The 20,935-nt window shown below is 60.2% G+C and carries 20 protein-coding genes; 14 read left to right on the forward strand and 6 right to left on the reverse strand.

Going from position 1 to position 20,935, the window contains the following annotated elements:
* Positions 1 to 61 precede the first annotated feature (61 nt).
* From GWQ22_RS06280 to GWQ22_RS06290, 3 genes are all read left to right on the forward strand, one after another.
* Positions 62 to 466 (forward strand): nitrous oxide-stimulated promoter family protein, encoded by a 405-nt coding sequence (locus tag GWQ22_RS06280; RefSeq protein WP_042038921.1) that lies wholly within the window; start codon positions 62 to 64, stop codon positions 464 to 466.
* A 122-nt stretch (positions 467 to 588) separates the two neighbouring features.
* Positions 589 to 1,050 (forward strand): N-acetyltransferase, encoded by a 462-nt coding sequence (locus tag GWQ22_RS06285; protein ID WP_275929778.1) that lies wholly within the window; start codon positions 589 to 591, stop codon positions 1,048 to 1,050.
* A 138-nt stretch (positions 1,051 to 1,188) separates the two neighbouring features.
* The gene (locus GWQ22_RS06290; protein ID WP_212514204.1) at positions 1,189 to 1,656 is read left to right on the forward strand and encodes a glycine zipper 2TM domain-containing protein; all 468 of its coding nucleotides are present in this window, start codon (positions 1,189 to 1,191) and stop codon (positions 1,654 to 1,656) included.
* A 75-nt stretch (positions 1,657 to 1,731) separates the two neighbouring features.
* Here GWQ22_RS06290 and GWQ22_RS06295 read toward each other — a convergent pair whose 3' ends face one another.
* From GWQ22_RS06295 to GWQ22_RS06305, 3 genes are all read right to left on the reverse strand, one after another.
* On the reverse strand, positions 1,732 to 3,711 hold the full coding sequence (locus GWQ22_RS06295; protein ID WP_275929799.1) for a bifunctional 2',3'-cyclic-nucleotide 2'-phosphodiesterase/3'-nucleotidase: 1,980 nt from the start codon (positions 3,709 to 3,711) through the stop codon (positions 1,732 to 1,734).
* Positions 3,712 to 3,838: 127 nt separating this feature from the next.
* Positions 3,839 to 4,459 carry an L-lysine exporter gene (gene lysE / locus GWQ22_RS06300; RefSeq protein ID WP_042038676.1) on the reverse strand — a complete coding sequence of 207 codons (621 nt, stop codon included), beginning with the start codon at positions 4,457 to 4,459 and terminating at the stop codon, positions 3,839 to 3,841.
* A 202-nt stretch (positions 4,460 to 4,661) separates the two neighbouring features.
* Positions 4,662 to 5,444, reverse strand: coding sequence for a LuxR family transcriptional regulator (locus tag GWQ22_RS06305; protein ID WP_275929779.1), 783 nt, complete (start codon positions 5,442 to 5,444; stop codon positions 4,662 to 4,664).
* A gap of 62 nt (positions 5,445 to 5,506) precedes the next feature.
* On the opposite strand from GWQ22_RS06305, the gene GWQ22_RS06310 reads away from it, so the two are divergent.
* From GWQ22_RS06310 to GWQ22_RS06345, 8 genes are all read left to right on the forward strand, one after another.
* Positions 5,507 to 6,130: an acyl-homoserine-lactone synthase gene (locus GWQ22_RS06310; RefSeq protein ID WP_275929780.1), complete on the forward strand. Its 624-nt coding sequence runs from the start codon at positions 5,507 to 5,509 to the stop codon at positions 6,128 to 6,130.
* Between the two features lie 265 nt (positions 6,131 to 6,395).
* Positions 6,396 to 7,295: a LysR family transcriptional regulator ArgP gene (locus GWQ22_RS06315; protein ID WP_042038672.1), complete on the forward strand. Its 900-nt coding sequence runs from the start codon at positions 6,396 to 6,398 to the stop codon at positions 7,293 to 7,295.
* 86 nt (positions 7,296 to 7,381) lie between these two features.
* Complete coding sequence (locus tag GWQ22_RS06320; protein ID WP_275929781.1) at positions 7,382 to 9,403, forward strand: exoribonuclease II; 2,022 nt, start codon at positions 7,382 to 7,384, stop codon at positions 9,401 to 9,403.
* Between the two features lie 628 nt (positions 9,404 to 10,031).
* Positions 10,032 to 11,954: a PTS mannitol transporter subunit IICBA gene (locus GWQ22_RS06325; RefSeq protein ID WP_275929782.1), complete on the forward strand. Its 1,923-nt coding sequence runs from the start codon at positions 10,032 to 10,034 to the stop codon at positions 11,952 to 11,954.
* Positions 11,955 to 11,991: 37 nt separating this feature from the next.
* A complete protein-coding gene (locus tag GWQ22_RS06330; RefSeq protein WP_275929783.1) occupies positions 11,992 to 13,137 on the forward strand; it encodes a mannitol-1-phosphate 5-dehydrogenase in 1,146 nt (381 codons plus the stop codon).
* A 134-nt stretch (positions 13,138 to 13,271) separates the two neighbouring features.
* Positions 13,272 to 13,793, forward strand: a complete 522-nt coding sequence (locus GWQ22_RS06335; protein ID WP_108537921.1) for an MltR family transcriptional regulator — start codon at positions 13,272 to 13,274, stop codon at positions 13,791 to 13,793.
* Between the two features lie 175 nt (positions 13,794 to 13,968).
* Positions 13,969 to 14,547, forward strand: a complete 579-nt coding sequence (locus tag GWQ22_RS06340) for a DNA-J related domain-containing protein (RefSeq protein WP_275929784.1) — start codon at positions 13,969 to 13,971, stop codon at positions 14,545 to 14,547.
* A gap of 64 nt (positions 14,548 to 14,611) precedes the next feature.
* A complete protein-coding gene (locus tag GWQ22_RS06345; protein ID WP_212514197.1) occupies positions 14,612 to 14,860 on the forward strand; it encodes a hypothetical protein in 249 nt (82 codons plus the stop codon).
* 41 nt (positions 14,861 to 14,901) lie between these two features.
* On the opposite strand, the gene GWQ22_RS06350 is transcribed toward GWQ22_RS06345, so the two are convergent.
* On the reverse strand, positions 14,902 to 15,420 hold the full coding sequence (locus GWQ22_RS06350; RefSeq protein ID WP_275929785.1) for a mechanosensitive ion channel domain-containing protein: 519 nt from the start codon (positions 15,418 to 15,420) through the stop codon (positions 14,902 to 14,904).
* 9 nt (positions 15,421 to 15,429) lie between these two features.
* Positions 15,430 to 16,422, reverse strand: coding sequence for a zinc transporter ZntB (zntB, locus tag GWQ22_RS06355; protein WP_042038662.1), 993 nt, complete (start codon positions 16,420 to 16,422; stop codon positions 15,430 to 15,432).
* Positions 16,423 to 16,524: 102 nt separating this feature from the next.
* Between zntB and GWQ22_RS06360 the strand changes: the two genes are divergently transcribed.
* Together GWQ22_RS06360 and GWQ22_RS06365 are read left to right on the forward strand one after the other, a co-directional pair.
* Positions 16,525 to 16,974: a YaiI/YqxD family protein gene (locus GWQ22_RS06360; RefSeq protein ID WP_275929786.1), complete on the forward strand. Its 450-nt coding sequence runs from the start codon at positions 16,525 to 16,527 to the stop codon at positions 16,972 to 16,974.
* 124 nt (positions 16,975 to 17,098) lie between these two features.
* Positions 17,099 to 17,599 (forward strand): metal-dependent hydrolase, encoded by a 501-nt coding sequence (locus GWQ22_RS06365; protein ID WP_275929787.1) that lies wholly within the window; start codon positions 17,099 to 17,101, stop codon positions 17,597 to 17,599.
* 111 nt (positions 17,600 to 17,710) lie between these two features.
* Here the strand turns inward: GWQ22_RS06365 and GWQ22_RS06370 are convergent, their stop codons facing one another.
* On the reverse strand, positions 17,711 to 18,916 hold the full coding sequence (locus GWQ22_RS06370) for a nucleoside transporter C-terminal domain-containing protein (protein ID WP_275929788.1): 1,206 nt from the start codon (positions 18,914 to 18,916) through the stop codon (positions 17,711 to 17,713).
* Positions 18,917 to 19,478: 562 nt separating this feature from the next.
* Between GWQ22_RS06370 and dbpA the strand changes: the two genes are divergently transcribed.
* The gene (gene dbpA / locus GWQ22_RS06375) at positions 19,479 to 20,858 is read left to right on the forward strand and encodes an ATP-dependent RNA helicase DbpA (protein ID WP_042038658.1); all 1,380 of its coding nucleotides are present in this window, start codon (positions 19,479 to 19,481) and stop codon (positions 20,856 to 20,858) included.
* Positions 20,859 to 20,935 lie beyond the last annotated feature (77 nt).

Genomic DNA, 20,935 nt, shown 5'->3' on the forward strand with positions numbered 1-20,935 from the left:
TTTTCTCCCCCTTTTGACCTGTATCAACACCCCAAACGAGCAGGTCAGGAGAATGGCGGCCATGAAAAGTCATCATGCCAGCCCAGCCCGGGGCTCACACGCCGCAGTCAGCAAACAGGCGAGTGACCACCCCAGACTCATGCGCGAGCAGCAGACGGTCAGCGCCATGATCCGCCTCTACTGCGACCACCATCATCAGGATCCCGCCTGCCGGCACTGCCAGCAGTTGCAAGCATTCGCCCACCAGCGCCTGCGGCGCTGCCGCTATGGTCACGGCCACAAACCCACCTGTGCCAACTGCAACATCCACTGCTATGCCCCGGCCATGCGCAAACAGATACAACTGATCATGAAGTGGAGCGGCCTGCGCATGCTGTGGCATCACCCCTGGCTCGCCCTGCACCACCTGCTGGACAGCCGCCGCAAGGCCCCCAGATTGCCCAGCAATCGGCCCCTGCCACCCTGAATCGGGCAGCTGCGGCGCCGGCCCCATCACCAGACCAGCTTGCATCAGTCCGGCTGGCCCACTAACCTGTGCTCCTTTTTTGACTGCCGCACGGCAGCACGCATGCAATGACAGGAACCCGGATGCATCAGCCCCCCATTTTGAGAGTGGCTCGCCACACCGACATGCACGCCATCTGGCAGATAGATGTCGATGTCTTCGGGGAGGATACCTACCCCGGCTTCTTCTTCCGTCAGGCCATGGATCTGTGGCCCGAGCTGCTGCTGGTCGCCGAACTGGATGGCAGGCTGCTGGGCTATGCCCTGGGCGGGCTGGGACAGAATCGGTCGCAAGGCTGGCTGCTCTCACTGGCTGTGTTGCCCGAGGTGCGCGGCTTCGGCCTCGCCGAGCGCATGATGCTAAAGGTGGAGCAGACGCTGACAGACTTGCGGGTCGAACACGTCAGGCTGACAGTGGATCCCGCCAATCCCGCCAATCCGGCCCAACGCCTCTACTTTCGACTTGGTTATCAAAAACTTGCCGAGGTGCGCGACTATTTTGGCCCGGATGAAGCTCGCCTGCTGCTGGAAAAACGGCTTGGCTGACCCGGCCGCTGACAACCTCTCTCCCCCCGAGTCTGATAATTGGTTACACTTTGCGGGTGTCATGCTCAATCCGCTTAGCGTAAAGTTAAACTCACTAACCGAATTAACCAGATCAGATGCCAGCCCAGGAGGCCCCTCATGTTGAAACGAACGACTCTTATTGCCCTGTTGGCCGCAACGACCGTCACTGGCTGCGCCAATAGCAATGTTTTCTCTGGCGACGTCTACACGAGGGATCGCGCCAAACAGGTGCAAACTGTCAGCTTCGGCACCATCACCTCCACCCGTCCCGTCACGATCCAAGCCCAAGATGAGTCTGTTTTGGGGACCATAGGTGGTGGCGTAGTCGGTGGCCTGCTAGGCAGCACCATAGGTGGTGGCTCCGGCCGTAACCTTGCCACTGCCGGCGGTGCCATTGGCGGCGCGGCGGCAGGCAACGCCATCGGCAACAGGTTGAATCAGGTCGACGGCGTCGAGCTCGAGATCAAAAGAGATACCGGCGAAATCATCGTAGTGGTACAAAAAGCCAGCCCCACCTTCACTACCGGCGCACGGGTTCGTATGACCCAGAGCAACGGCAGGGTCAACGTGGCTGTGGTGAACTAAACACACGCCACCAGCTGCCCACGAAAAAGCCCTCGCACTGCGAGGGCTTTTTTTATCGCCGGTTTCAGTCAGGTATTACTGACGGATCAGCCGGAAGATGGCGTAGCCGGGGTGCTGGGCATCATCCATCGGCAGGGTGGACTTGTACTCCAGATCCGCGCCGGCCAGCTGCCTGGCCTCTTCGCGGGGGGAGGAGTAGAGCCGCACGTCCACGTTGGCCGGCAGAGCCTTCATGTGCCAGTTGTTGTTGGCCGCAGGGCTGAAACCACCGGGGTTGTCAGCAGACTGGGCCTTCAGGTACTGGGCTATGATCTCCCGTGTCTCGGAGGGATCTTCATGCACTATGTTGCTGCCGTCGACACCCGGGAAGTGACCGCCACCGCTGGCGCGGTAGTTGTTGGTCACCACGTAGAACTTCTGGGCCGGATCCATGGGCTGACCGTTGAAGGTAAGCGCGCTGATGCGCTGACCATCGCTGACCTTTAGCCCTTCCTTGCTGTAACGGGACGGCTGGGTGATATCCACCTCGTAGTTCACCCCATCGATCACGTCGAAGTTGTAGGTGGGGAACTTTTCGTTCACCAGCCACTGCACCTCTGTCTTGCCGGTGTCGATCTGGTTGAACTGACCGGCGCTCATCTCCAGCCACTCCTTGACGGTGGCACCATTCACCTCGACCACCTGCAAAGTATTCGGATAGATGTAGAGGTCAGAGACGTTGCGCAGGGAGATGTCACCCTGAGCCACATAAGTGAAGTCGTTGATGCCGTTGCGACCGCCACGGAAGGGCGCCGCCACCGACAGGATCGGGTAGGGCTCCTTGAGCAGACCGTCCTGTTGCAGCTGCTCGGCGTAGCGACGCTGGGCATCGCTCACCAATTGCACCGACGGGTCGTCCTGCACCAGAGCGAAGAAGCTGTGGATGGAGGAGGTGATCTTGCCAAGCGGCTCATCCAGCCATTGGTTGGTGGCGTCGTGATCCGCCTGCACCAGATCCACAACCCGCTGATCCACGGCGCTGCCTTCGCTGGAGTCAATCTTGCGCAGGCTGGCCTGGCTCTGTTTCACCTGCCACTTGCCGCCCACCTGCTCCAGAGTGAGGTCTATGATACCGAGGTGATTGCCCCAGTAGCCAGGCATCACGGTCGGTACACCGCGCAGGGTGCCGGCCTGGTTGTCCACCTCCGGCAGATCCGGGAAATCGCCCGGGAAGTTCTTGTGGGCATGACCCAGCATCAGGGCATCCACCCCTTGCACCTTGGCCAGATGCCAGGCGGAGTTCTCCATCATGGCCTCGTAGCTGCTGGCGTTGATGCCGGTATGCGCCACCACTACCACAATGTCGGCGCCCTTGGCGCGCAGCTCGGGCACATAGTGATTGGCGGTCTCGACCATGTCGGCCACCACCACCTTGCCCTCCAGATGACGCTTGTCCCACTGCAGCACCTGCGGCGGGGTCAGTCCCAGTATGCCCACCTTGACGGTCTGCAACTGGCCCTTGTCATCCTTCACCTTGCGCTCAAGCAGCAGGTAAGGCTTGAACTTGTTGCCGCTCCAGTCTATTTGCCCCTTGGCATCGCGTTTGAAGGCACCCGCCTCGAACACGTTGGCGTTCACATAGGGGAACTTGGCGCCCTGCAGTGTCTTGGCGAGGTAATCCAGCCCGTAGTTGAACTCGTGGTTACCCAGGTTGCCGGCGTCATAGCCCATCTCGTTCATGGCCTTGAACACCGGATGGGCCTGCTTGTCGAGGTAGCCGGCACCGGATTGCTCGAAGATGTAATCCGCCAGCGGCGTGCCCTGGATCAGGTCACCATTGTCGAGCAGCAGGTTGTTGGGGTTTTCGGCGCGGGCCGCGCGGATCAGCAGCGCGGTGCGGGAGAAGCCAAACTTGCGATCCTCCTTGTTCTGGTAGTAGTCGAACCCCAGCACGTTGGAGTGAATATCGGAGGTCTGGATCAGACGCAGGGCAACCGTTCCCGGTTGCGCCTTGCTGTCGTTTTCGTTGCTACAGGCAGACAACAGCACTATGGCTGCAATAGCACCCAGCTTCATGGTTTTATTCACTGTTTTGTTCCTTTTATTATGAGTGTCGCTTTACCAGCGGCAGGAATTTAACAGACGAATATGTCAGGGCATGAAGCTGGGATTAATTTTTATGAGGTACGACACAAAAAAAGCCTTATGAGGTCAGCAAAGTTCCGCTAACCAGTTGCAACGCCAACCCCAGCATGATGAAACCAACAATAGTATCAATAGCTTGCTGGACCCTGCCGCGGGCAAGCCAGGGCGAGAGCGCAGCCGCGCCAAATGCCAGGCTGTAGAACCAGACCAGGGAGGCCAACATGGCCCCGGCTGCAAAGGCCGGCCGCAACTCCTCGGCAAACTGGCTGCCGAAGGAGCCGAGCAGCATCAGGGTATCCAGATAGACGTGAGGATTGAGCAGCGTCACCCCGAGCGTCATGGCCAGCACGCTCTTTAACCCCATCAACCGGGGCGAGTCCGCCAGTGCAGCCCCCTGCCCCCGCCAGGCACTGCGCAGGGAGCGAATGCCGAACCAGCCGAGAAACAGCACGCCCCCCCAGGTCAGCAGCGCCAGACCCAGGGGGCTCGCCGCCAGCAGATTGGCCCCACCGAAGACCCCAATTCCGATCAGGATGAGATCGCACAGACAGCAGAGCGTCGCCGCCAACAGATGGTGGTTACGGTGGATGCCCCGGCTCAACACGAAGGCGTTCTGGGCACCGATGGGAATGATCATGGCAAGGCCGAGAGTGAAGCCTTGCAGGATAGTTGCAAACATGAATGAACCGTCCAAAAGAGAAGTTGGACGGCACTATAAGGGGCAACGAAGTGTTCAGAGAAATTCATAAATTTTCTGATGCATTCATTTTTCTAATCAACCGAATTCCTGAGGGCAGGAATGACCCCCATCCGGCACCAACTGTCAATTGCATGATCTGACAATTGTGAGCCTGTCGCTCTGCCCCGAAAATCAGCAGGTTTTATTGCATCAGCTTGGGGAAGTTGGTGACAAGGACCTGCTCCAGATTGGGCAGCAAAATGCCACTGCTCACCCCCTTGGCGATGGCCTGGTAGCGATTCATCGACCCCGTTTTACGGGTGACCTGATTGAGGTGGTAGTTCACGGTACGTTCCGTGATCCCCAGGATGCAGGCAATTTCACCCGACGTTTTCCCTTCACTGGCCCAGAACAGGCATTCGGTCTCCCGGTCAGTCAGGGTCTCCTGAGGGTCATCTTCCCGCAGACTGACCCGCACAATCCGGATCGCCGCCTCAAAGATGTAGTTGGACATCCAGGAGAGGATGGGCGAGGAGTCCAGCAGCAGATCGCTCGACGCCTGCTCGGCGGTAATAAACGACAGTATGCCGTTTTCCCCCGCCGCACCGTGCAGCGGAAACGAAATGCCGTTGCGCAGTCCGAACTCCGCCGCCAACCCCATCACATCCAAACTGCCCTCTTGCAGAAAACGCGCCCGTCCTTCCAGCCGGTTCCAATAAATGGGCAAGGTCTGCTTGCGAGCCAACTGGATGATGGGATCACAAGCCAACATATGGTTAGCCGTATAGGCCTGCACCCAGGAATCGGGGCACTGATTGAACAGCACCACCTTGGGCCTTTGCATCGACATGGGAATGATCAGCGCGAACCGGTAGTAGTCATAGCCCATACCGAGCGTGAACCGACCGATCAACTCGGCCAAACGATCCCCGTCCGTTACCAAAGTGAAATGTTCGAGGTACTCAAGCAGTTGGTCTTGTTTCATATGCTAGCCCCCCTGGCCAGGGCCTCGATTATAGCGCCGAACACTAAAATGGAGACACCTGAATGCTTGTTTTCAAAGGAAAATTAAAAGAACACCCCAGATGGGAGGTAGAAAACGAGCTTTATCGCTTCCGTAATCGCGTCTTCTCCGATCGCCTCGGCTGGGATGTGGAGTCCCACCGTGGCCTGGAGCAGGACAGCTTCGATACCCCGGACACCCATTGGGTGCTGATCGAAGACGAAGAAGGCCTGTGTGGCTGCATCCGGCTGCTCAGTTGCGCCCAGGACTACATGCTGCCCAGCATATTCCCCAGCGCCCTCGCCGGTGAGGCACCACCGCGCAGCAACGACGTGTGGGAGCTGACCCGCCTTGCCATCGACGCCAACCGGGCGCCGCGCATGGACTGCGGGGTGAGCGAGCTGACCTGTATTATCTTCCGCGAGGTCTATGCCTTCGCCAAGGCGAAGGGGATCAGGGAACTGGTCGCCGTGGTCAGCCTACCGGTGGAGCGCATCTTCCGCCGTCTCGGCCTGCCCATAGAGCGACTCGGCCACCGTCAGGCGGTGGATCTGGGCGCGGTGCGCGGGGTCGGTATACGCTTTCACCTGGATGAGCGCTTCGCCCGTGCTGTCGGCCAGCCCATGCAGGGCGAGTATGCCGATGCGCGTGAGCTGGTCACTGAGTGATAATCACCATAAAAAAATCCCGGGGTAAGGCCCGGGATTAAAAGTGCTCGCTATGGCCCGTTTCCACCCCATGCAAAAACGGACGAAAAGGAGTATCCACTGAATATCTTTTGACCACCACTGTCACATCTCACAGTGACCAACCTGCTTCACCCCGTACACCACGCCAGCCGGGCCTGTCGGCGATATGGCCAGCGCAGCGTTGTCCTGCCACCGCCACTCCAGTAGCATCCCTTCTAAATACCTTTACGGATAAGGAATACTGATGAAGGCGTTGGACTACAAGCTGCTGCTGGCGCTGGATGCCGTGATGCAGGAACAGAACTTCGAGCGGGCCGCCCAGCGCCTGCACATCACCCAGTCCGCCATCTCCCAGCGCATCAAGCAGCTGGAGCAGCAATTCGCCGAGCCGCTGCTCATTCGCAGCCAGCCGCTGCAGGCGACCCCCCTTGGCCAGAAGCTGCTGGCCCACTACCGCCAGGTGCGCCAGCTGGAACTGGAGCTGGCCGGCGAGATCGATCCTGACGAACCGCAGGCCCCGATCCGGGTCAGCATAGCGGTCAACGCCGACAGCCTGGCAACCTGGTTCCTGCCCGCCCTGGCCCCCTTGCTGGAACAGCACCCCATCGAACTGAACCTGCTAGTGGATGACGAGTGCCGCACCCTGGACCGGGTGCGTGAGGGGCAGGCCTTCGGCGCTGTCAGCCTGCACGGCCAGCCACTGGCGGGCTGCTGCGTCGACGAGCTAGGCGAGATGCGCTACCTGCTCACCGCCAGCCCTGCCTTCGTCGCCCGCCATTTTCCCAATGGCATGACCCAGGCAGCGCTGGCCAAGGCGCCGGCAGTGGCCTTCGATCAGCGCGACGACATGCATGTGAGCTTCATGGCGCGCCACTTCGGGCTGGAACCCGGCGGCTACCCTTGCCACACGGTGCGCTCGTCGGAGGCCTTCGTCGCCATGGCCGAGCAGGGGCTCGCCTACTGCCTCATCCCCGAACTGCAGATCCGCCAGCAGCTGGCCCAGGGGAGCCTGCTCGATCTCAGCCCTCAGCATCAGCTCGTCGAGCGCCTCTACTGGCACCGCTGGGTGCTGGAGCGCGGGCTGCACAAACAGATCTCCCAGCGCCTGATCGATCAGGGGCGCCACGCACTGTACAGGGGTTGACGGGGCCATTCACCTTGGCTTTGGAGGGGTAAAAACGTATAGTGCTGGGCGTTTCTTCATCAGGTCTCCACTCAGGTTCCTCACTTATGTTCCAAGACAATCCGCTGCTGGCCCAGCTCAAGCAACAAATCCGCGAAAACATCCCCAAGAAAGAGGGTGTGATCCGCACCTCGGACCGGGGCTTCGGCTTTCTGGAAGTCGATGAGAAGACCAGCTATTTCGTACCGCCTCCCTACATGAAGAAGGTGATGCACGGTGACCGGGTGAGCGCCCTGATCCGTACCGAAAAAGAGAAGGAAGTGGCCGAGCCGGATGCCCTGCTGGAGCAGGCGGTGACCCGCTTCGTCGGTCGCGTGAAGATGTTCCGCGATCGCCTCAACGTGGTGCCGGACCATCCGCTGATCAAGGATGCCATCAAGGCCCGCGCCAAGAAGGGTCTGGATGAGAAGTCCTTCCAGGAAGGGGACTGGGTGGTTGCGACCCTCAAGCGTCACGCCCTGAGTGATGGCAACTTCTCCGCCGAGATCAGCCACAAAATCGCCGATCAGGAAGACCACAACGTGCCCTGGTGGGTAGTGCTGGCGCGCCACAACCTGGCCCAGATTGAACCGGCCGATCTGCCCGAGTGGAATGTCATCAAGGAGGAAGAGCTGCCGCGCACCGACCTGACTGCGGTCCCCTTCTTCACCATCGACGGCGCCAAAACCAAGGACATGGATGACGCCCTGGCCATCCGCAAGCTGGACAACGGCTGGGAACTGCTGGTCGCCATCGCCGATCCGACCGCCTATGTGGCCGAAGGCAGCGAGCTGGACAAGGAAGCCGCCCAGCGCGCGTTTACCGTCTACATGCCGGGCCGCAACGTGCCCATGATACCGCGCACCCTCTCCGACGAGCTCTGCTCCCTGAAAGAGGGTGAGGAGCGCAACACCCTGTGCGCCCGCCTGCTGATCGCCGAAGATGGCCTGCTGCTGGAAGAGACCGAATTCTTCGCCGCCCGTATCATCTCCCATGCCCGTCTCAACTATGACGAGGTCTCCGATTGGGCCGAGCATGGCAAGGAGCTGACCATAGACGCAGGCGTCATGGCCCAGCTGCCGCTGATGAAAGCCATGACAGAGGCGCGCATCGCATGGCGCACCGAGCATGCGCTGGTGTTCCCGGACAGACCCGACTACGACTTCGAGCTGGGTGAGAACGGCGCCGTGCTGGCCATCCACGTGGAGCCGCGCCGCATCGCCAACCGCATGATCGAAGAGTCGATGATCGCCGCCAACATCTGCGCCGGTCGCGTGCTGGGCAAAAGTGTCGGCTACGGCATCTTCAACGTCCACACAGGATTCGATGAAGAGTCCCTCGACGGCGCCATCGACCTGATGAAAAGCGCCGACGCCCCGTTCGAACGCGACGAGATCGCCAGCCTGTCGGGCTTCTGCGCCCTGCGCCGCTGGATCGACAACCTGGATACCCGCTGGCTGGATGGCAAGATCCGCCGCTTCCAGAGCTATGCGCTGATGTCCGCCGAGCCGGGTGCCCACTACGGCCTGGGTCTGGATGCCTACGCCACCTGGACCTCCCCGATCCGCAAATACGGCGACATGGTCAACCATCGCCTGCTCAAGGCCGTCATCGCCGGCAAGACCCCGGGCGAGCGCCCGAGCCAGGAACTGACCGATCACCTGACCGCCTGTCGCCGCCTGCACCGCATGGTGGAGCGCGACATCGGTGACTGGCTCTATGTCCGTTACCTCAAGGCCGATGCCGGCACCGACAAGGTGTTCAACGCCGAGATCATCGACGTGATGCGTGCCGGTCTCAAGCTGCGACTGCAGGAGAACGGAGCCGTGGTCTTCATGCCTGCTCGCCATATCCTCGACAACAAGGATCGCCTGGAGTGCAACTGGGACAACGGCCGCGTCTATCTGGACAAGACCGAGGTGGTCTATGAGCTGGGCCAGATCATCGAGGTCAAGCTGAGTGAAGCGGTGGAAGAGACTCGCTCCCTCATCGCCAAACCGGCGGTCGAGCTGGTGCCGGGCCCGGCACCGGAAGCACCGGTGGCCGAGAGCGCTGAGACCCCTGCCGAGACCGCTCCCAAGGCGGACTAAACCCGGCGTCAACCACTGGATATCCATAAGCCCGCAACTCTGCGGGCTTTTTTATACGTATAGACAGGCTCGGCATGAGTGTGCCGGAGACGCTGCTCTGGCGGCGCTGCTGTTTGTCAATCTGTTGCGTCAACGCTTCGATCGGGGCCTGCTGGAGGGGGTAATGCGGCTGAAGAAGCTGAGTGGGAAACTGAAAGTGGGTTACAAAGCAATTGATTCATTTGCCATTAACAGTATAAGGCGAAGGATTCATCGTCCTGCCCCTCTCATTGGAGGTCACTTCAATTGCCCCATTTGAATACAAATAATGCGTTTGTGACAGACGTCACACTGAGTGCGGGATTGCGCAAGCCAAATAAGGTGATCTTAATCACATTGAATGTGTGTTATCAGCAGGAAAGATCGATATGTAGCCAAACTACAACGCCTGTATGTGATCAAAGTCACTATCAAGGGAGGGGGGTAGCCTGGATATTTGAGAGGTGTGTCACAAGGCACCCCGTTTTCAACCTAATGTGATCACAAGCTGGTAGATTGAAGTTGCTTAGACGACTGGGATGAAGGTTCGGCAAAACCCGTCATCCCGACTACCACTTTTAATCAAACAGGCTTAAAACGGGGTCCCGACATGTTATCACCGGATACCAAAGTCAAGATACAGAATTTTGGACGCTTCCTGTCCAATATGGTCATGCCCAACATAGGCGCTTTCATCGCCTGGGGCTTCATTACCGCCCTCTTCATCCCCACCGGCTGGCTGCCAAGCGACACCTTGGCCAAGCTGGTCGGCCCCATGATCACCTACCTGCTGCCGCTGCTGATTGGCTACACCGGCGGCAAACTGATGGGCGGTGAGCGCGGTGGCGTAGTCGGTGCCATCACCACCATGGGCGTCATCGTGGGGACAGACATCCCCATGTTCATGGGCGCCATGATGGTCGGCCCGCTCGGTGGCTGGGCCATCAAGCGCTTCGACAAAGTAATGGAAGGGCGCGTCAAGAGCGGCTTCGAGATGCTGGTCAACAACTTCTCCGCTGGCCTCATCGGCATGCTGCTGGCGATCCTCGCCTTCTTCGTGATCGGCCCCTTCGTCAAGGTGCTCTCCGGCGTGCTGGCCGGTGGCGTCGGCTTCCTGGTGGAAAACCACATGCTGCCGCTCACCTCCATCTTCGTCGAACCGGCCAAGATCCTGTTCCTCAACAACGCCATCAACCACGGTATCTTCTCACCACTTGGGATCCAGCAGGCGACCGAGCACGGCAGCTCCATCTTCTTCCTGATTGAAGCGAACCCGGGCCCGGGCATGGGCGTGCTGCTGGCCTACATGGTGTTCGGCCGTGGCGCCGCCAAGCAGTCCGCGGCTGGCGCCTCCATCATTCACTTCTTCGGCGGCATTCACGAGATCTACTTCCCCTATGTGCTGATGAACCCGCGCCTCATTCTGGCGGTGATCGCCGGTGGCATGACCGGGGTCTTCACCCTGACCCTGTTCAACGCCGGTCTGGTCTCCCCTGCCTCACCGGGTTCCATCTTCGCCGTGCTGTTGATGACGCCGAAAGCCTCCCTGATCGGGGTCGCGCTCTCCATCATCAGCTCGACCCTGGTCTCCTTCCTGGTCGCCGCCGTGTTCGTCCGTGCCCAACAGCCGGAAGCCGACGAGGCCGATGCGCTGGGTGAAGCCACTCGCAAGATGAAAGCCATGAAGGGCGGCAAGCCCGAGACCGCAGCAGCCAAGAAGCCGGGCGGTGAACTGATGGCGGTGCGCAATATCGTGGTTGCCTGCGATGCGGGCATGGGTTCCAGCGCCATGGGTGCCGGCATGCTACGCAAGCGGGTGCAGGCCGCCGGGCTCGACATCAGCGTCACCAACCGCGCCATCGATCAGCTCGACGATCAGGTGGACTGGGTCATCACCCACAAGGATCTGACCGAGCGGGCCCGTCGCCATGCGCCGAACGCCCACCATATCTCGCTCACCAACTTCCTCGACAACGGCCTCTATCAGGAGCTGGTACAGAGCCTGACCCGGGCCGCCAACGATGACGTCGCCACCCCGCAGCTGCTGATCGCGGCCAACGACGACAGCTACGCACCGCAGGCCAGCGAGGTGTTCACCCTGAGCCGTCAGGACGTGCATCTGGGACTGAAAGCGGACAACAAGGAGGCCGCCATCCGGACTGCCGGCAAGCTGCTGGCGGAGCGGGGCTACGTGGCACCCGATTATGTCAACGCCATGCTGGAGCGCGAGCAGCTGGTCTCCACCTACCTCGGCGAATCTATCGCCGTGCCCCATGGCACCATCGCCGCCAAGAAGTTCGTGAAGCGTACCGGCATCGTCATCTGCCAGTATCCGGCCGGCGTCGCCTTTGGTGAAGCGGCGGACGAGGTGGCGCGACTGGTGATCGGCATCGCCGCGTGCAACGACGAACACATGCAGGTGATAACCCGCCTGACCAATGCACTGGATGAACCCGGTCTCATCGACCGGCTGGCCAGCACCACGGATCCCCAGGCGTTTCTGGATCTGCTGGGTGCCGAGCATGCGGCGTAATCGTCCTTCATCGTCTTTGGTTAAAGAGGTTAATATTATGAAAACATTGCATTTTGGTGCTGGTAACATCGGTCGTGGCTTCATCGGAAAACTGCTGGCGGACGCCAGCCATCAGGTCACCTTCGCCGACGTCAACGAGACCCTGATCGATCAGCTCAACCACCGCCAGGAGTACAAGGTGCACGTGGTGGGGGCGGATCAGAAACTGGACGTGGTGCGCAACGTGGCGGCGGTCAGCTCCGCCGGTCACGAGGTGATCGCCCGTATCATCACCGCCGATCTGGTCACTACCGCGGTCGGCCCCAATATTCTGGACAAAATTGCCAGCACCCTGGCCAAGGGGCTGCAGGCCCGCTTCGATGCCGGCAACCTGACCCCCCTCAACGTCATCGCCTGCGAGAACATGGTGCGCGGCACCACGCATCTCAAGCAGGAGGTACTCAAGCACCTGCCGGTCGCGTATCATGCCACGCTCGAATCCTGTGTCGGCTTTGTCGACTCGGCGGTGGATCGCATCGTACCGCCCACCGCGGCAGCCAACGATGATCCGCTGGAAGTGACGGTGGAGAGCTTCAGCGAGTGGATCGTCGATCAGACCCAGTTCAAGGGGGAGCTGCCGCAGGTGGCGGGTATGGAACCCACCGACAACCTGATGGCCTTCGTCGAGCGCAAGCTGTTCACCCTCAACACCGGCCACATCGTCACCGCCTATCTCGGCAAGTTGCGGGGCTATCGCACCATCCGCGAGGCGATCGAGGATCCGCTGATCCGTAGCAAGGTGCGCCGTGCCATGGAGGAGAGCGGGGCCGTACTGGTGAAACGCTACGGCTTCGATCCCGGCCTGCATGCCGCCTACATAGAGAAGATCCTGGCCCGTTTCGCCAACCCCTATCTGGTGGACGAAATTGACCGGGTCGGCCGTCAGCCGCTGCGCAAACTGGCGGCGGGAGACAGGCTGGTGAAACCGCTGCTCGGCACCCTGGAGTACGGCCTGCCGAGCGAGCAGTTGCAGGAGGGGATCGCCGCGGCGCTGCACTATCGCAATGCCGATGACCCGCAGGCGGTGGAGTTGCAACACCTGTTGGCGGAGCTTGGCCCGACCAAAGCGCTGGCCCACGTCACCGGCCTGGATGAAGAGAGCGAGGTGGTTAGCGCCATTGTCGCCCGTTACGAAACCTTGTAATGACCCTGCTTGCGGCGCATTCAGCCAGCCCTGATAGCGTGCCAAGCGCTTGAATGGCAAGGGAATGTGCCCCATACGATAAAAACCGGGAGAGAGGCACTCTCTCTCCTTTGTCAGCTGGACCCTATACACCTATGACCACACACCAGGAAGATGAAGTACTGGAACGACTGAACGAGCAGGATGGCCCCCGCGGCTTCTTTCTCGAAGCCGTGACCATCCTGGAAGAAGCGGTCGATTCCCTGATGCGACGCGCGTTCCGTCAGGAGGAGTATGCCGTCAAATACGCCATCGAACCCTTGCTCAACCAGAGCGGCCCTCTCGGCCAGCTGGAGGTACGCCTCAAGCTCATCTTCGCCCTCGGCCTCATCTCCCTCGAGCGCTATCAGGATCTGGAGGCTTATCTCAAGATCCGCGACTTTCTGGTGCGCGACCCCAAGGATTACCGCTTCAGCGACAAGCCGATCCGCGACCTGCTCGACCGTCTGCACGGCGTCAATCAGGGTGGCATGATGAAACTGGCGCCCCCCACCAGCGAAGAGGATTGGGCCTTCTACCAGATGCAGCTCAACCGGCTCGATCAGGTGGTGCGCTCGGCGCTGGTGCTGGCAGTGGCCGACTGTGTCACCGATCTCCACAAAGAGAGCCCCATCTAATCCGGCTCAATCTCATGACCGCCCAGCTGGCGGTCTTTTTCTTCGCCTACCTTGCCACAGCGCCTTGCCCCGCCCCGTCGTGAATGTCACTCTGATCCATCACCACCTCGTCTGTACGTAGCGCACCGCGGACACCACAGACAGAGGGCCACCTCACCCGGAGGAATCGAATGTGATGAGTGACCAGAGCACCAACCCTCTGATAGCCCCTCTGCTAGCCCTGCTGCAACAGGCGGCGAGCAGCTACAAGGTGCACGAGCTGATGTCCGCCCTGCGCCAGCAGGGGGCCATTCCGGTGCTGGCCGACGATGAGCAGTTACAGCTGTTTCGGGTCAACTTCCTGATCATGAACGCCCTCTACCAGCTGCAAGCCGAACTCTGGCAAGAGGGGTGGTGGCTGGTGATCAGCACCCTGGATATCCGGCTCGAACCGCTGACGAATGTCCCAGATGCCAGCCACGCCTTTGCCATTGGTGAAAATTTGCGCAGTTACTATCTCGACTGGCAGGTGTTCTGGCAGACCGACCGAGCAGAGGTGGAAGCACTGCTTACCCGCTTCTGGCGTCGTTATGATGGCGCAGGACACAGGGTGGAGGCCCTGGCCCTGTTCGAGCTGACCGCCAATGCCAGCCAGGAGACAATCCGCCGCCGTTGGCGCGAGTTGGCACTGCAGCACCACCCGGATCGCGGTGGTGATGCCGAGACCTTCATTCGCATTCGCTGGGCTTGGGAGTGCCTGAACACGGCCAAATGATCCGGGCCGCCACCAGCCCCAGCCACTAGACTTGAAGAGACGCTATGAGTCACAGGAGGACGTCATGACAGTCAGCGAACTTCGCCTGCTCTACCAGCAGCAAGCCTTCAAGGAAGCCGAGATCCTGCAGGATGCCATACTGCCGGGCTGGATAGTGGAGTTCAGGGGCCAGGATGGCAGGTTGTACGAGATGACAGACACCCTGGGTTGCCCCCGCTATTTCGGCTCGGTCGAAGAGGCACGCCAGCACGTACATCTGGTGGCGGATTGCCCGATCCAGGTCGAACATCTCTATCGCTTCTTCGAACGCTGAGCGACATTCAAGACAAAAAAAGCTCCGTAAGGAGCTTTTTTTCATTCCGGTTGCAGCGGTTCTGCCCCCTTGCCATCCAGCCGCCTGACCGGTTTTTGCAGGATCAGGTTGGCCGGATAGGTGACAAGATCGCCGTTGTCATCGCGCACCTGCAGGTAGAACAGGCCAATCTCGGTGATGATACCGGTGACTGAATCGTCCTTGTCGAGGATGCGGATCCGGTCGCCAATTTTGTAGGGGAAGGCGAAAAAGATGGTGATGCTGGCAGTGATGTTGGAGAGGATCGACCACTGCGCCACCATGGCAACCCCGAGCACGGCGAAGAAGGAGGAGGCGAGCACCACCAGCCGGGAGAAGTCGAGCCCCCACACCCCGGCCAGGATCAGCAGGGTGGCGCAGCCGAGCAGGAAGTGGAACACATGGGCCACGTAGAGCACCCGGTTCTCGCTCACCTGCCTGCTCTGGCCGAGCGCCAGCAGGCTCTTGTGGATCAGCCGCCGGATCTGGGTGTGGCACAGCAACAGCAGCAGGGTTACACCAAAAGATTGCCATATGGTCATGACGACTCCTTACCACCAGCGTCTGTGTTTGAGCCAGACGGCCAGCCCGGTGGCCAGTGCCACCAGCGAGCCGCAGAAGACCCAGAAGGCGGTCGGGCTCTCGGCCCCCGGAATCCCCCCCAGGTTGATACCAAACAGACCGGTCAGGAAGCTGGCGGGCAGAAATAGCAGCGCCATCACCGACATCTGGTAAGCCCGGCGATTGGTTGCCTCCGCCATCAGGTTGTTGATCTCGTCCGCCAGCACGGCGGTGCGCGCTACCCCGGCATCCAGATCATCCAGCCAGCGCCGCAACCGGTCGGCAATGTCGAGCAGGCGGCGGCGGTCATCCTCGTCCAGCCAGCTGATCTTCTCGTTGGCAAGACGCGCCACCAGATCCCGCTGGGGGGAGAGGTAACGGCGGATCATGATGAGCTGCTTGCGGATCAGCGCCAGTCTGCCGTTGGCGGGCAGGTCGCGCATCAGCACCATCTCCTCCAGATCCAGGATCTGATCATGCAGCTCCTCGACAAATTCCCCCGCCCGGTCGGTCAGGGCATCACACACCTCCACCAGCCAATCGGCCGGGGTATCGGCACCACCGCCCAGCGTCAGCTGGTTGAACACATCCTGCTCGGAGAGCAGCGGACGACGACGGCTGCTGATGATGAGATCCGGGGTGATAAAAATGCGCAGCGCCACCATCTCTTCGGGCCTGTGATCCTTGTTGTGATTGATACCGCGCAGGATCAGCAGCACGGTTTCCCCCATCCGCACCAGCTTGGGCCTGTTGCTCTGGCCGAGCAGTGACTCTTTGGCAGCCTCATTGAGCAAGGGGGTGTGCAGCAACCAGCGGGCCGCTTCCGGATTGCCGTAATCCAGATGCAGCCAGCCAGGGCTCTTCCCCGGGATCTCGCTCCCCGCCGCCAGTGGCTGCATGCCACCCTTGCCATCCAGGGTCAGGGCATAAATCACATCACTGGGTACCCGATCCATCTGCTCGTCCTTTTCATTCAGTCTCATCGGGCCAGCTTACACTAAAGCCCGGCCTGACTCAGCCCTAGGGGCCGACCCGCGCTGGCCATGTTAAGATGCGGCCTTATTTCAGACACAGGAAGCCATGCCATGCCCATCTGGGTCGATGCCGATGCCTGCCCCCTCCCGGTCAAGGAGATCCTCTACCGCGCCGCCCACCGCGCCCAGGTCGTCACCACGCTAGTGGCCAATCAGGGACTGCGCGTGCCCCCCTCCCCCTATATCAAGACCCAGCAGGTGGAGAAGGGATTCGATGTGGCGGATCATGTCATCGCCCAACAGGTCACGCCGGGGGATCTGGTGATCACTGGCGACATACCGCTCGCCTCCTGGGTGATCGATGCCGGTGGCGAGGCACTCAACCCCCGCGGCGAGATCTATACCCGCGAGACCATCCAGGCGCGGCTCGGCATGCGCAACTTCATGGAAGAGCTGCGCTCGGCCGGCGTGCAGACCGGTGGCCCGGCCCCCTTCAATGCCGCTGACAAGCAGCGCTTCGCCAACGCCCTCGACAAGTGGCTGATCAAGGGCAAGCTGTAAAGAGACCCTAAAGGCGCCCTATTTGGGCGCTTTTTCGCCGTAACATCCTGATTTTTAAAATAACAGCTGACCACAACCATCAGGCTGGTAAGATGCGCCGCCATTTCTCCATGCCGTAGCCACCATGACAGCCCAAGGGCACCTGCTGTTTTCCGTCACCTGCACCCTGCTCGCCCACAAGCTCCAGCTCACACCGGCACTGGCCGATGCCAGCCTGTGGCAGACCATACCCGCCGCGCTGGCCAGCGCCCTGCTGCCGGATCTCGACCACCCCAAGTCCGTGCTAGGTCAGCGACTACCCTGGATCTCCAAACCATTGTCACGGCTGTTCGGTCATCGCGGCTTCACCCACAGCCTGCTGGCGGTGGCCGTGGCCGTGTGGGGGCTGGATCAGAGCCTGGCACCCGACCTGCTGCCCGTCGGGATAAAGGATGCGCTCATTATCGGCTACCTCAGCCACCTGCTGGGGGATTGGCTCACCCCCGCCGGCATTCCGCTGTTCTGGCCGCTCAAGCAGCGCTACCGGCTGCCGGGCTGGCCGCTCAAGAGCGGCGGTGCCATCGAGACCGGCTTTTGCACCCTCACCCTGCTGGCGGCCGGTTACTGGAACCACTGGGCCGGTTGAGCGGGCCCAGACCCGGCACCACTGCAGATCAGCGGGAGGCACCTTTGCTCCCCCCTGAAAAAACAACCCCCTGCCGAGGCAGGGGGTTGTCGTGGTGATGGCGAGGTGCGATTAGATCATCACACCGGCAATCACAGCAGAGAGCAGACTCACCAGGGTAGAACCGTACACCAGCTTCAGGCCAAAGCGGGAGACCATGTTGCCCTTATCTTCGTTCAATGCCTTCACCGCCCCGGCAATGATGCCGATGGAGCTGAAGTTGGCGAACGACACCATGAAGATGGAGAGGATGCCGACGGTGCGTGGAGAGAGCTCGGCAGCCACTTTGCCCAGATCCATCATGGCCACAAACTCGTTGGTCACCAGCTTGGTTGCCATGATGGAACCGGCTTGCAGCGCCTCACCACTCGGGATACCCAGGATCCAGGCGATTGGGTAGAAGAGGTAGCCCATCACGAACTGGAAGTTGACGCCAAACGCCATCTCGAACAGGTAGTTGATCAGGGCGATCAAGGCGATAAAGCCCACCAGCATGGCCGCCACGATCACGGCCACGGAGAAACCGGCCATGATGTACTCACCCAACATCTCGAAGAAGTTCTCTCTCTTCGGCGTGTGGTGCTCGTCGCCCTCGACGATGGCTTTCAGGTCTGTGACCGAGTTGTCCGGCTCATACGGGTTGATCAGCGAGAGCACAATGAAGGTGCTAAACATGTTGAGTACCAGCGCGGCGACCACGTAACGCGGCTCGATCAGCTGCATATAGGCACCGACGATGGACATGGAAACGGTGGACATGGCCGTCGCCGCCAGGGTGTACATCTGCTTCTCGTTCAGGTGCGGCAGTGTGTTCTTGAGCGCGATGAAGTTCTCGGACTGGCCGACAATCATGGAGCTGATGGCGTTGAAGGATTCCAGCTTGCCCATGCCGTTGATCTTGGCCAGCACGGTACCGATACCGCGGATGACGATGGGCAGCAGACGGATGTACTGCAAAATACCGATCAGCACCGAGATGAAGACGATGGGCATCAACACCATCAGGAAGAAGGAGAAGGCCCCTTCGTTGACCAGGCCACCGAACACAAAGTCGGTACCCTGTTTGGCAAACTCCATCAACTTGGTAAAACCAGCCGCAAAGCCACCCACCACGGCCAGACCCACTTCGGAGTTCAGCATGAACCAGGCCAGCGCCAGTTCGACCACCAGCAGTTGGCCGATATAACGCAGTTTGATCTGTTTCCAGTTGTGGCGGTTAGCCAGCAACGCGAGAGCGAGGACCATGACCAGTCCGAGCACAAAGTGAACGAATTCCATACCTGTAGCACCTGAGTGAATTGTAATTTTTGACCGGCGCCATCATAGACATTTGCACATTTAAAAATCAGATAGCCATCACAATCCCGCGCAATATTATGCATGCAGGATAATACAAACGCTTTTAAATTAATTAAACGCCAATCGCGGCATTAAATCATCGTTAATTAAATATAAAACAACCAACAAACAGTCACTTACAAATAAATCATTCAATTTTAAAACTGGTGAACCACCTAATTTCAACATCCACTCAAAGCGTTCACCGCCCCATCGTAGCGGTCAGGTTAAATTTGATAGAAAAATATTTAATCAAACCAGATTGAAAAACGTTTATCTTATTTTCGATGAACGGGGTCAGCTTCATCGCGCTATTTTTGACGCTGTTTTGTATGCTGTTCCTCGCACACAAACAGGAAAAGCTCCGCTTTTTCCTTCACACGCCTCACCACATGCCTTTGCTCAGGCGTTCAAAAATCCGCCACACCCGAGGCCGCATTCTGGTACAATGCGCGGCCTTAGCGTTAGCGCATCCCCGTTTTCTCCGAAATAGAGTCCTTTTGTGAACAACAGCGAATTTAGCAGCCTCAACCTCTCCCCCGCCCTGCTCGAAAACCTCACCAGTCTGGGTTATCTGCAGATGACCCCGATTCAGGCCCAGAGCCTGCCCCTGGTGCTTGATGGCAAAGATCTGATCGCCAAGGCCAAGACCGGTAGCGGCAAAACAGCCGCCTTCGCCCTGGGCCTGCTCTCCAGCCTCAACGTCAACCGGCTCGAGGTGCAGGCGCTGGTGCTCTGCCCAACCCGCGAACTGGCAGATCAGGTGGCCCAGGAGATCCGTCGTCTGGCGCGCGCCCTGCCCAACGTCAAACTGGTGACCCTGTGTGGCGGCACCCCGACCGCGCCGCAATCCGCCACGCTGGGTTTCGGTGCCCACATCGCCGTCGGTACCCCGGGGCGCATTCTCAAGCACCTGGAACAGGGCACGCTGGAGCTCTCCGGCCTCAAGACGCTGGTGCTGGATGAAGCGGATCGCATGCTGGACATGGGCTTTGGCGAAGAGATAAACCGGGTCATCAGCCATGCACCCCAGCAGCGCCAGACTCTGCTCTTCTCCGCCACCTACCCGGAGGGGATCGCCCAGATGAGCCGTGGCGTGCAGCGCAATCCGGTCGAGGTGAGCGTGGAGTCCCTGCACGAGGGGAGCGCCATCGAACAGAAGCTCTACGAAGTGCCTGCCGGTCAGCGCCTCGACGCCCTGACCTGGCTGCTGAGCCACTATCAGCCAAGCTCCTGCGTGGTGTTCTGCAACACCAAGCGCGCCTGTAACGATGTGGCCGATCACCTGGCCGCCAAGGGCTTCTCGGCGCTGGCGCTGAACGGCGACCTGGAGCAACGCGAGCGGGATCAGGTACTGGTGCGTTTTGCCAACGGCAGCGCCACCATTCTGGTCGCCACCGACGTGGCGGCCCGTGGTCTGGACATCAAGGAGCTGGGCGCCGTCATCAACTTCGAGCTGACCTATGATCCCGAGGTGCACGTACACCGCATCGGTCGTACTGGCCGCGCCGGCCAGCAGGGTCTGGCCCTGAGCCTGTATCAGCCGAACGAAGCACAGCGCGTCAACTTCATCGAAGAGTACCAGCAGGCCCCGATGCCGCAGGGAGATCTGGCCGAGATAGGCCGCGAGATCAAGCCGATCGCGCCGCAGATGGTGACCCTCTCCATCGATGCGGGCCGCAAGACCAAAGTGCGGGCCGGTGACATCCTGGGGGCCCTGACCGGCGAAGGCGGTATTGCCGGGGCCGATGTTGGCAAGATCCAGATCTCCGAGCAGTACTCCTACGTAGCGGTGAAGCGCAGCGTGGCAAGCGCCGCCCTCAAGCGGTTGCAGGAAGGCAAGATCAAGGGGCGCACCTACCGCGCCCGCAAACTGGGTTAAGGAGGATCCCGGGCAGCACCCTGCCCGACGCGTCACGAACCACAGCACGGGCGCCTTTGCAGGCGCCTGTTTTTTAT

It is taken from the genome of Aeromonas sp. 1HA1 (assembly GCF_029237385.1).
In the GTDB taxonomy this organism is placed as follows: domain Bacteria; phylum Pseudomonadota; class Gammaproteobacteria; order Enterobacterales; family Aeromonadaceae; genus Aeromonas; species Aeromonas popoffii.

Excerpts from the sequence above, each read along its gene's own strand:
- GWQ22_RS06325 (WP_275929782.1), top strand. The coding sequence starts at position 10,032 with ATGTTATCACCGGATACCAAAGTCAAGATACAGAATTTTGGACGCTTC.
- zntB (WP_042038662.1), bottom strand. The coding sequence starts at position 16,422 with ATGAGACTGAATGAAAAGGACGAGCAGATGGATCGGGTACCCAGTGAT.
- GWQ22_RS06305 (WP_275929779.1), bottom strand. The coding sequence starts at position 5,444 with ATGAAACAAGACCAACTGCTTGAGTACCTCGAACATTTCACTTTGGTA.
- GWQ22_RS06315 (WP_042038672.1), top strand. The coding sequence starts at position 6,396 with ATGAAGGCGTTGGACTACAAGCTGCTGCTGGCGCTGGATGCCGTGATG.
- GWQ22_RS06280 (WP_042038921.1), top strand. The coding sequence starts at position 62 with ATGAAAAGTCATCATGCCAGCCCAGCCCGGGGCTCACACGCCGCAGTC.
- GWQ22_RS06360 (WP_275929786.1), top strand. The coding sequence starts at position 16,525 with ATGCCCATCTGGGTCGATGCCGATGCCTGCCCCCTCCCGGTCAAGGAG.
- GWQ22_RS06350 (WP_275929785.1), bottom strand. The coding sequence starts at position 15,420 with ATGACCATATGGCAATCTTTTGGTGTAACCCTGCTGCTGTTGCTGTGC.
- GWQ22_RS06290 (WP_212514204.1), top strand. The coding sequence starts at position 1,189 with ATGTTGAAACGAACGACTCTTATTGCCCTGTTGGCCGCAACGACCGTC.
- GWQ22_RS06285 (WP_275929778.1), top strand. The coding sequence starts at position 589 with ATGCATCAGCCCCCCATTTTGAGAGTGGCTCGCCACACCGACATGCAC.
- GWQ22_RS06320 (WP_275929781.1), top strand. The coding sequence starts at position 7,382 with ATGTTCCAAGACAATCCGCTGCTGGCCCAGCTCAAGCAACAAATCCGC.
- GWQ22_RS06365 (WP_275929787.1), top strand. The coding sequence starts at position 17,099 with ATGACAGCCCAAGGGCACCTGCTGTTTTCCGTCACCTGCACCCTGCTC.
- lysE (WP_042038676.1), bottom strand. The coding sequence starts at position 4,459 with ATGTTTGCAACTATCCTGCAAGGCTTCACTCTCGGCCTTGCCATGATC.
- GWQ22_RS06295 (WP_275929799.1), bottom strand. The coding sequence starts at position 3,711 with ATGAAGCTGGGTGCTATTGCAGCCATAGTGCTGTTGTCTGCCTGTAGC.
- GWQ22_RS06330 (WP_275929783.1), top strand. The coding sequence starts at position 11,992 with ATGAAAACATTGCATTTTGGTGCTGGTAACATCGGTCGTGGCTTCATC.
- GWQ22_RS06370 (WP_275929788.1), bottom strand. The coding sequence starts at position 18,916 with ATGGAATTCGTTCACTTTGTGCTCGGACTGGTCATGGTCCTCGCTCTC.
- GWQ22_RS06340 (WP_275929784.1), top strand. The coding sequence starts at position 13,969 with ATGAGTGACCAGAGCACCAACCCTCTGATAGCCCCTCTGCTAGCCCTG.
- GWQ22_RS06335 (WP_108537921.1), top strand. The coding sequence starts at position 13,272 with ATGACCACACACCAGGAAGATGAAGTACTGGAACGACTGAACGAGCAG.
- GWQ22_RS06310 (WP_275929780.1), top strand. The coding sequence starts at position 5,507 with ATGCTTGTTTTCAAAGGAAAATTAAAAGAACACCCCAGATGGGAGGTA.
- GWQ22_RS06345 (WP_212514197.1), top strand. The coding sequence starts at position 14,612 with ATGACAGTCAGCGAACTTCGCCTGCTCTACCAGCAGCAAGCCTTCAAG.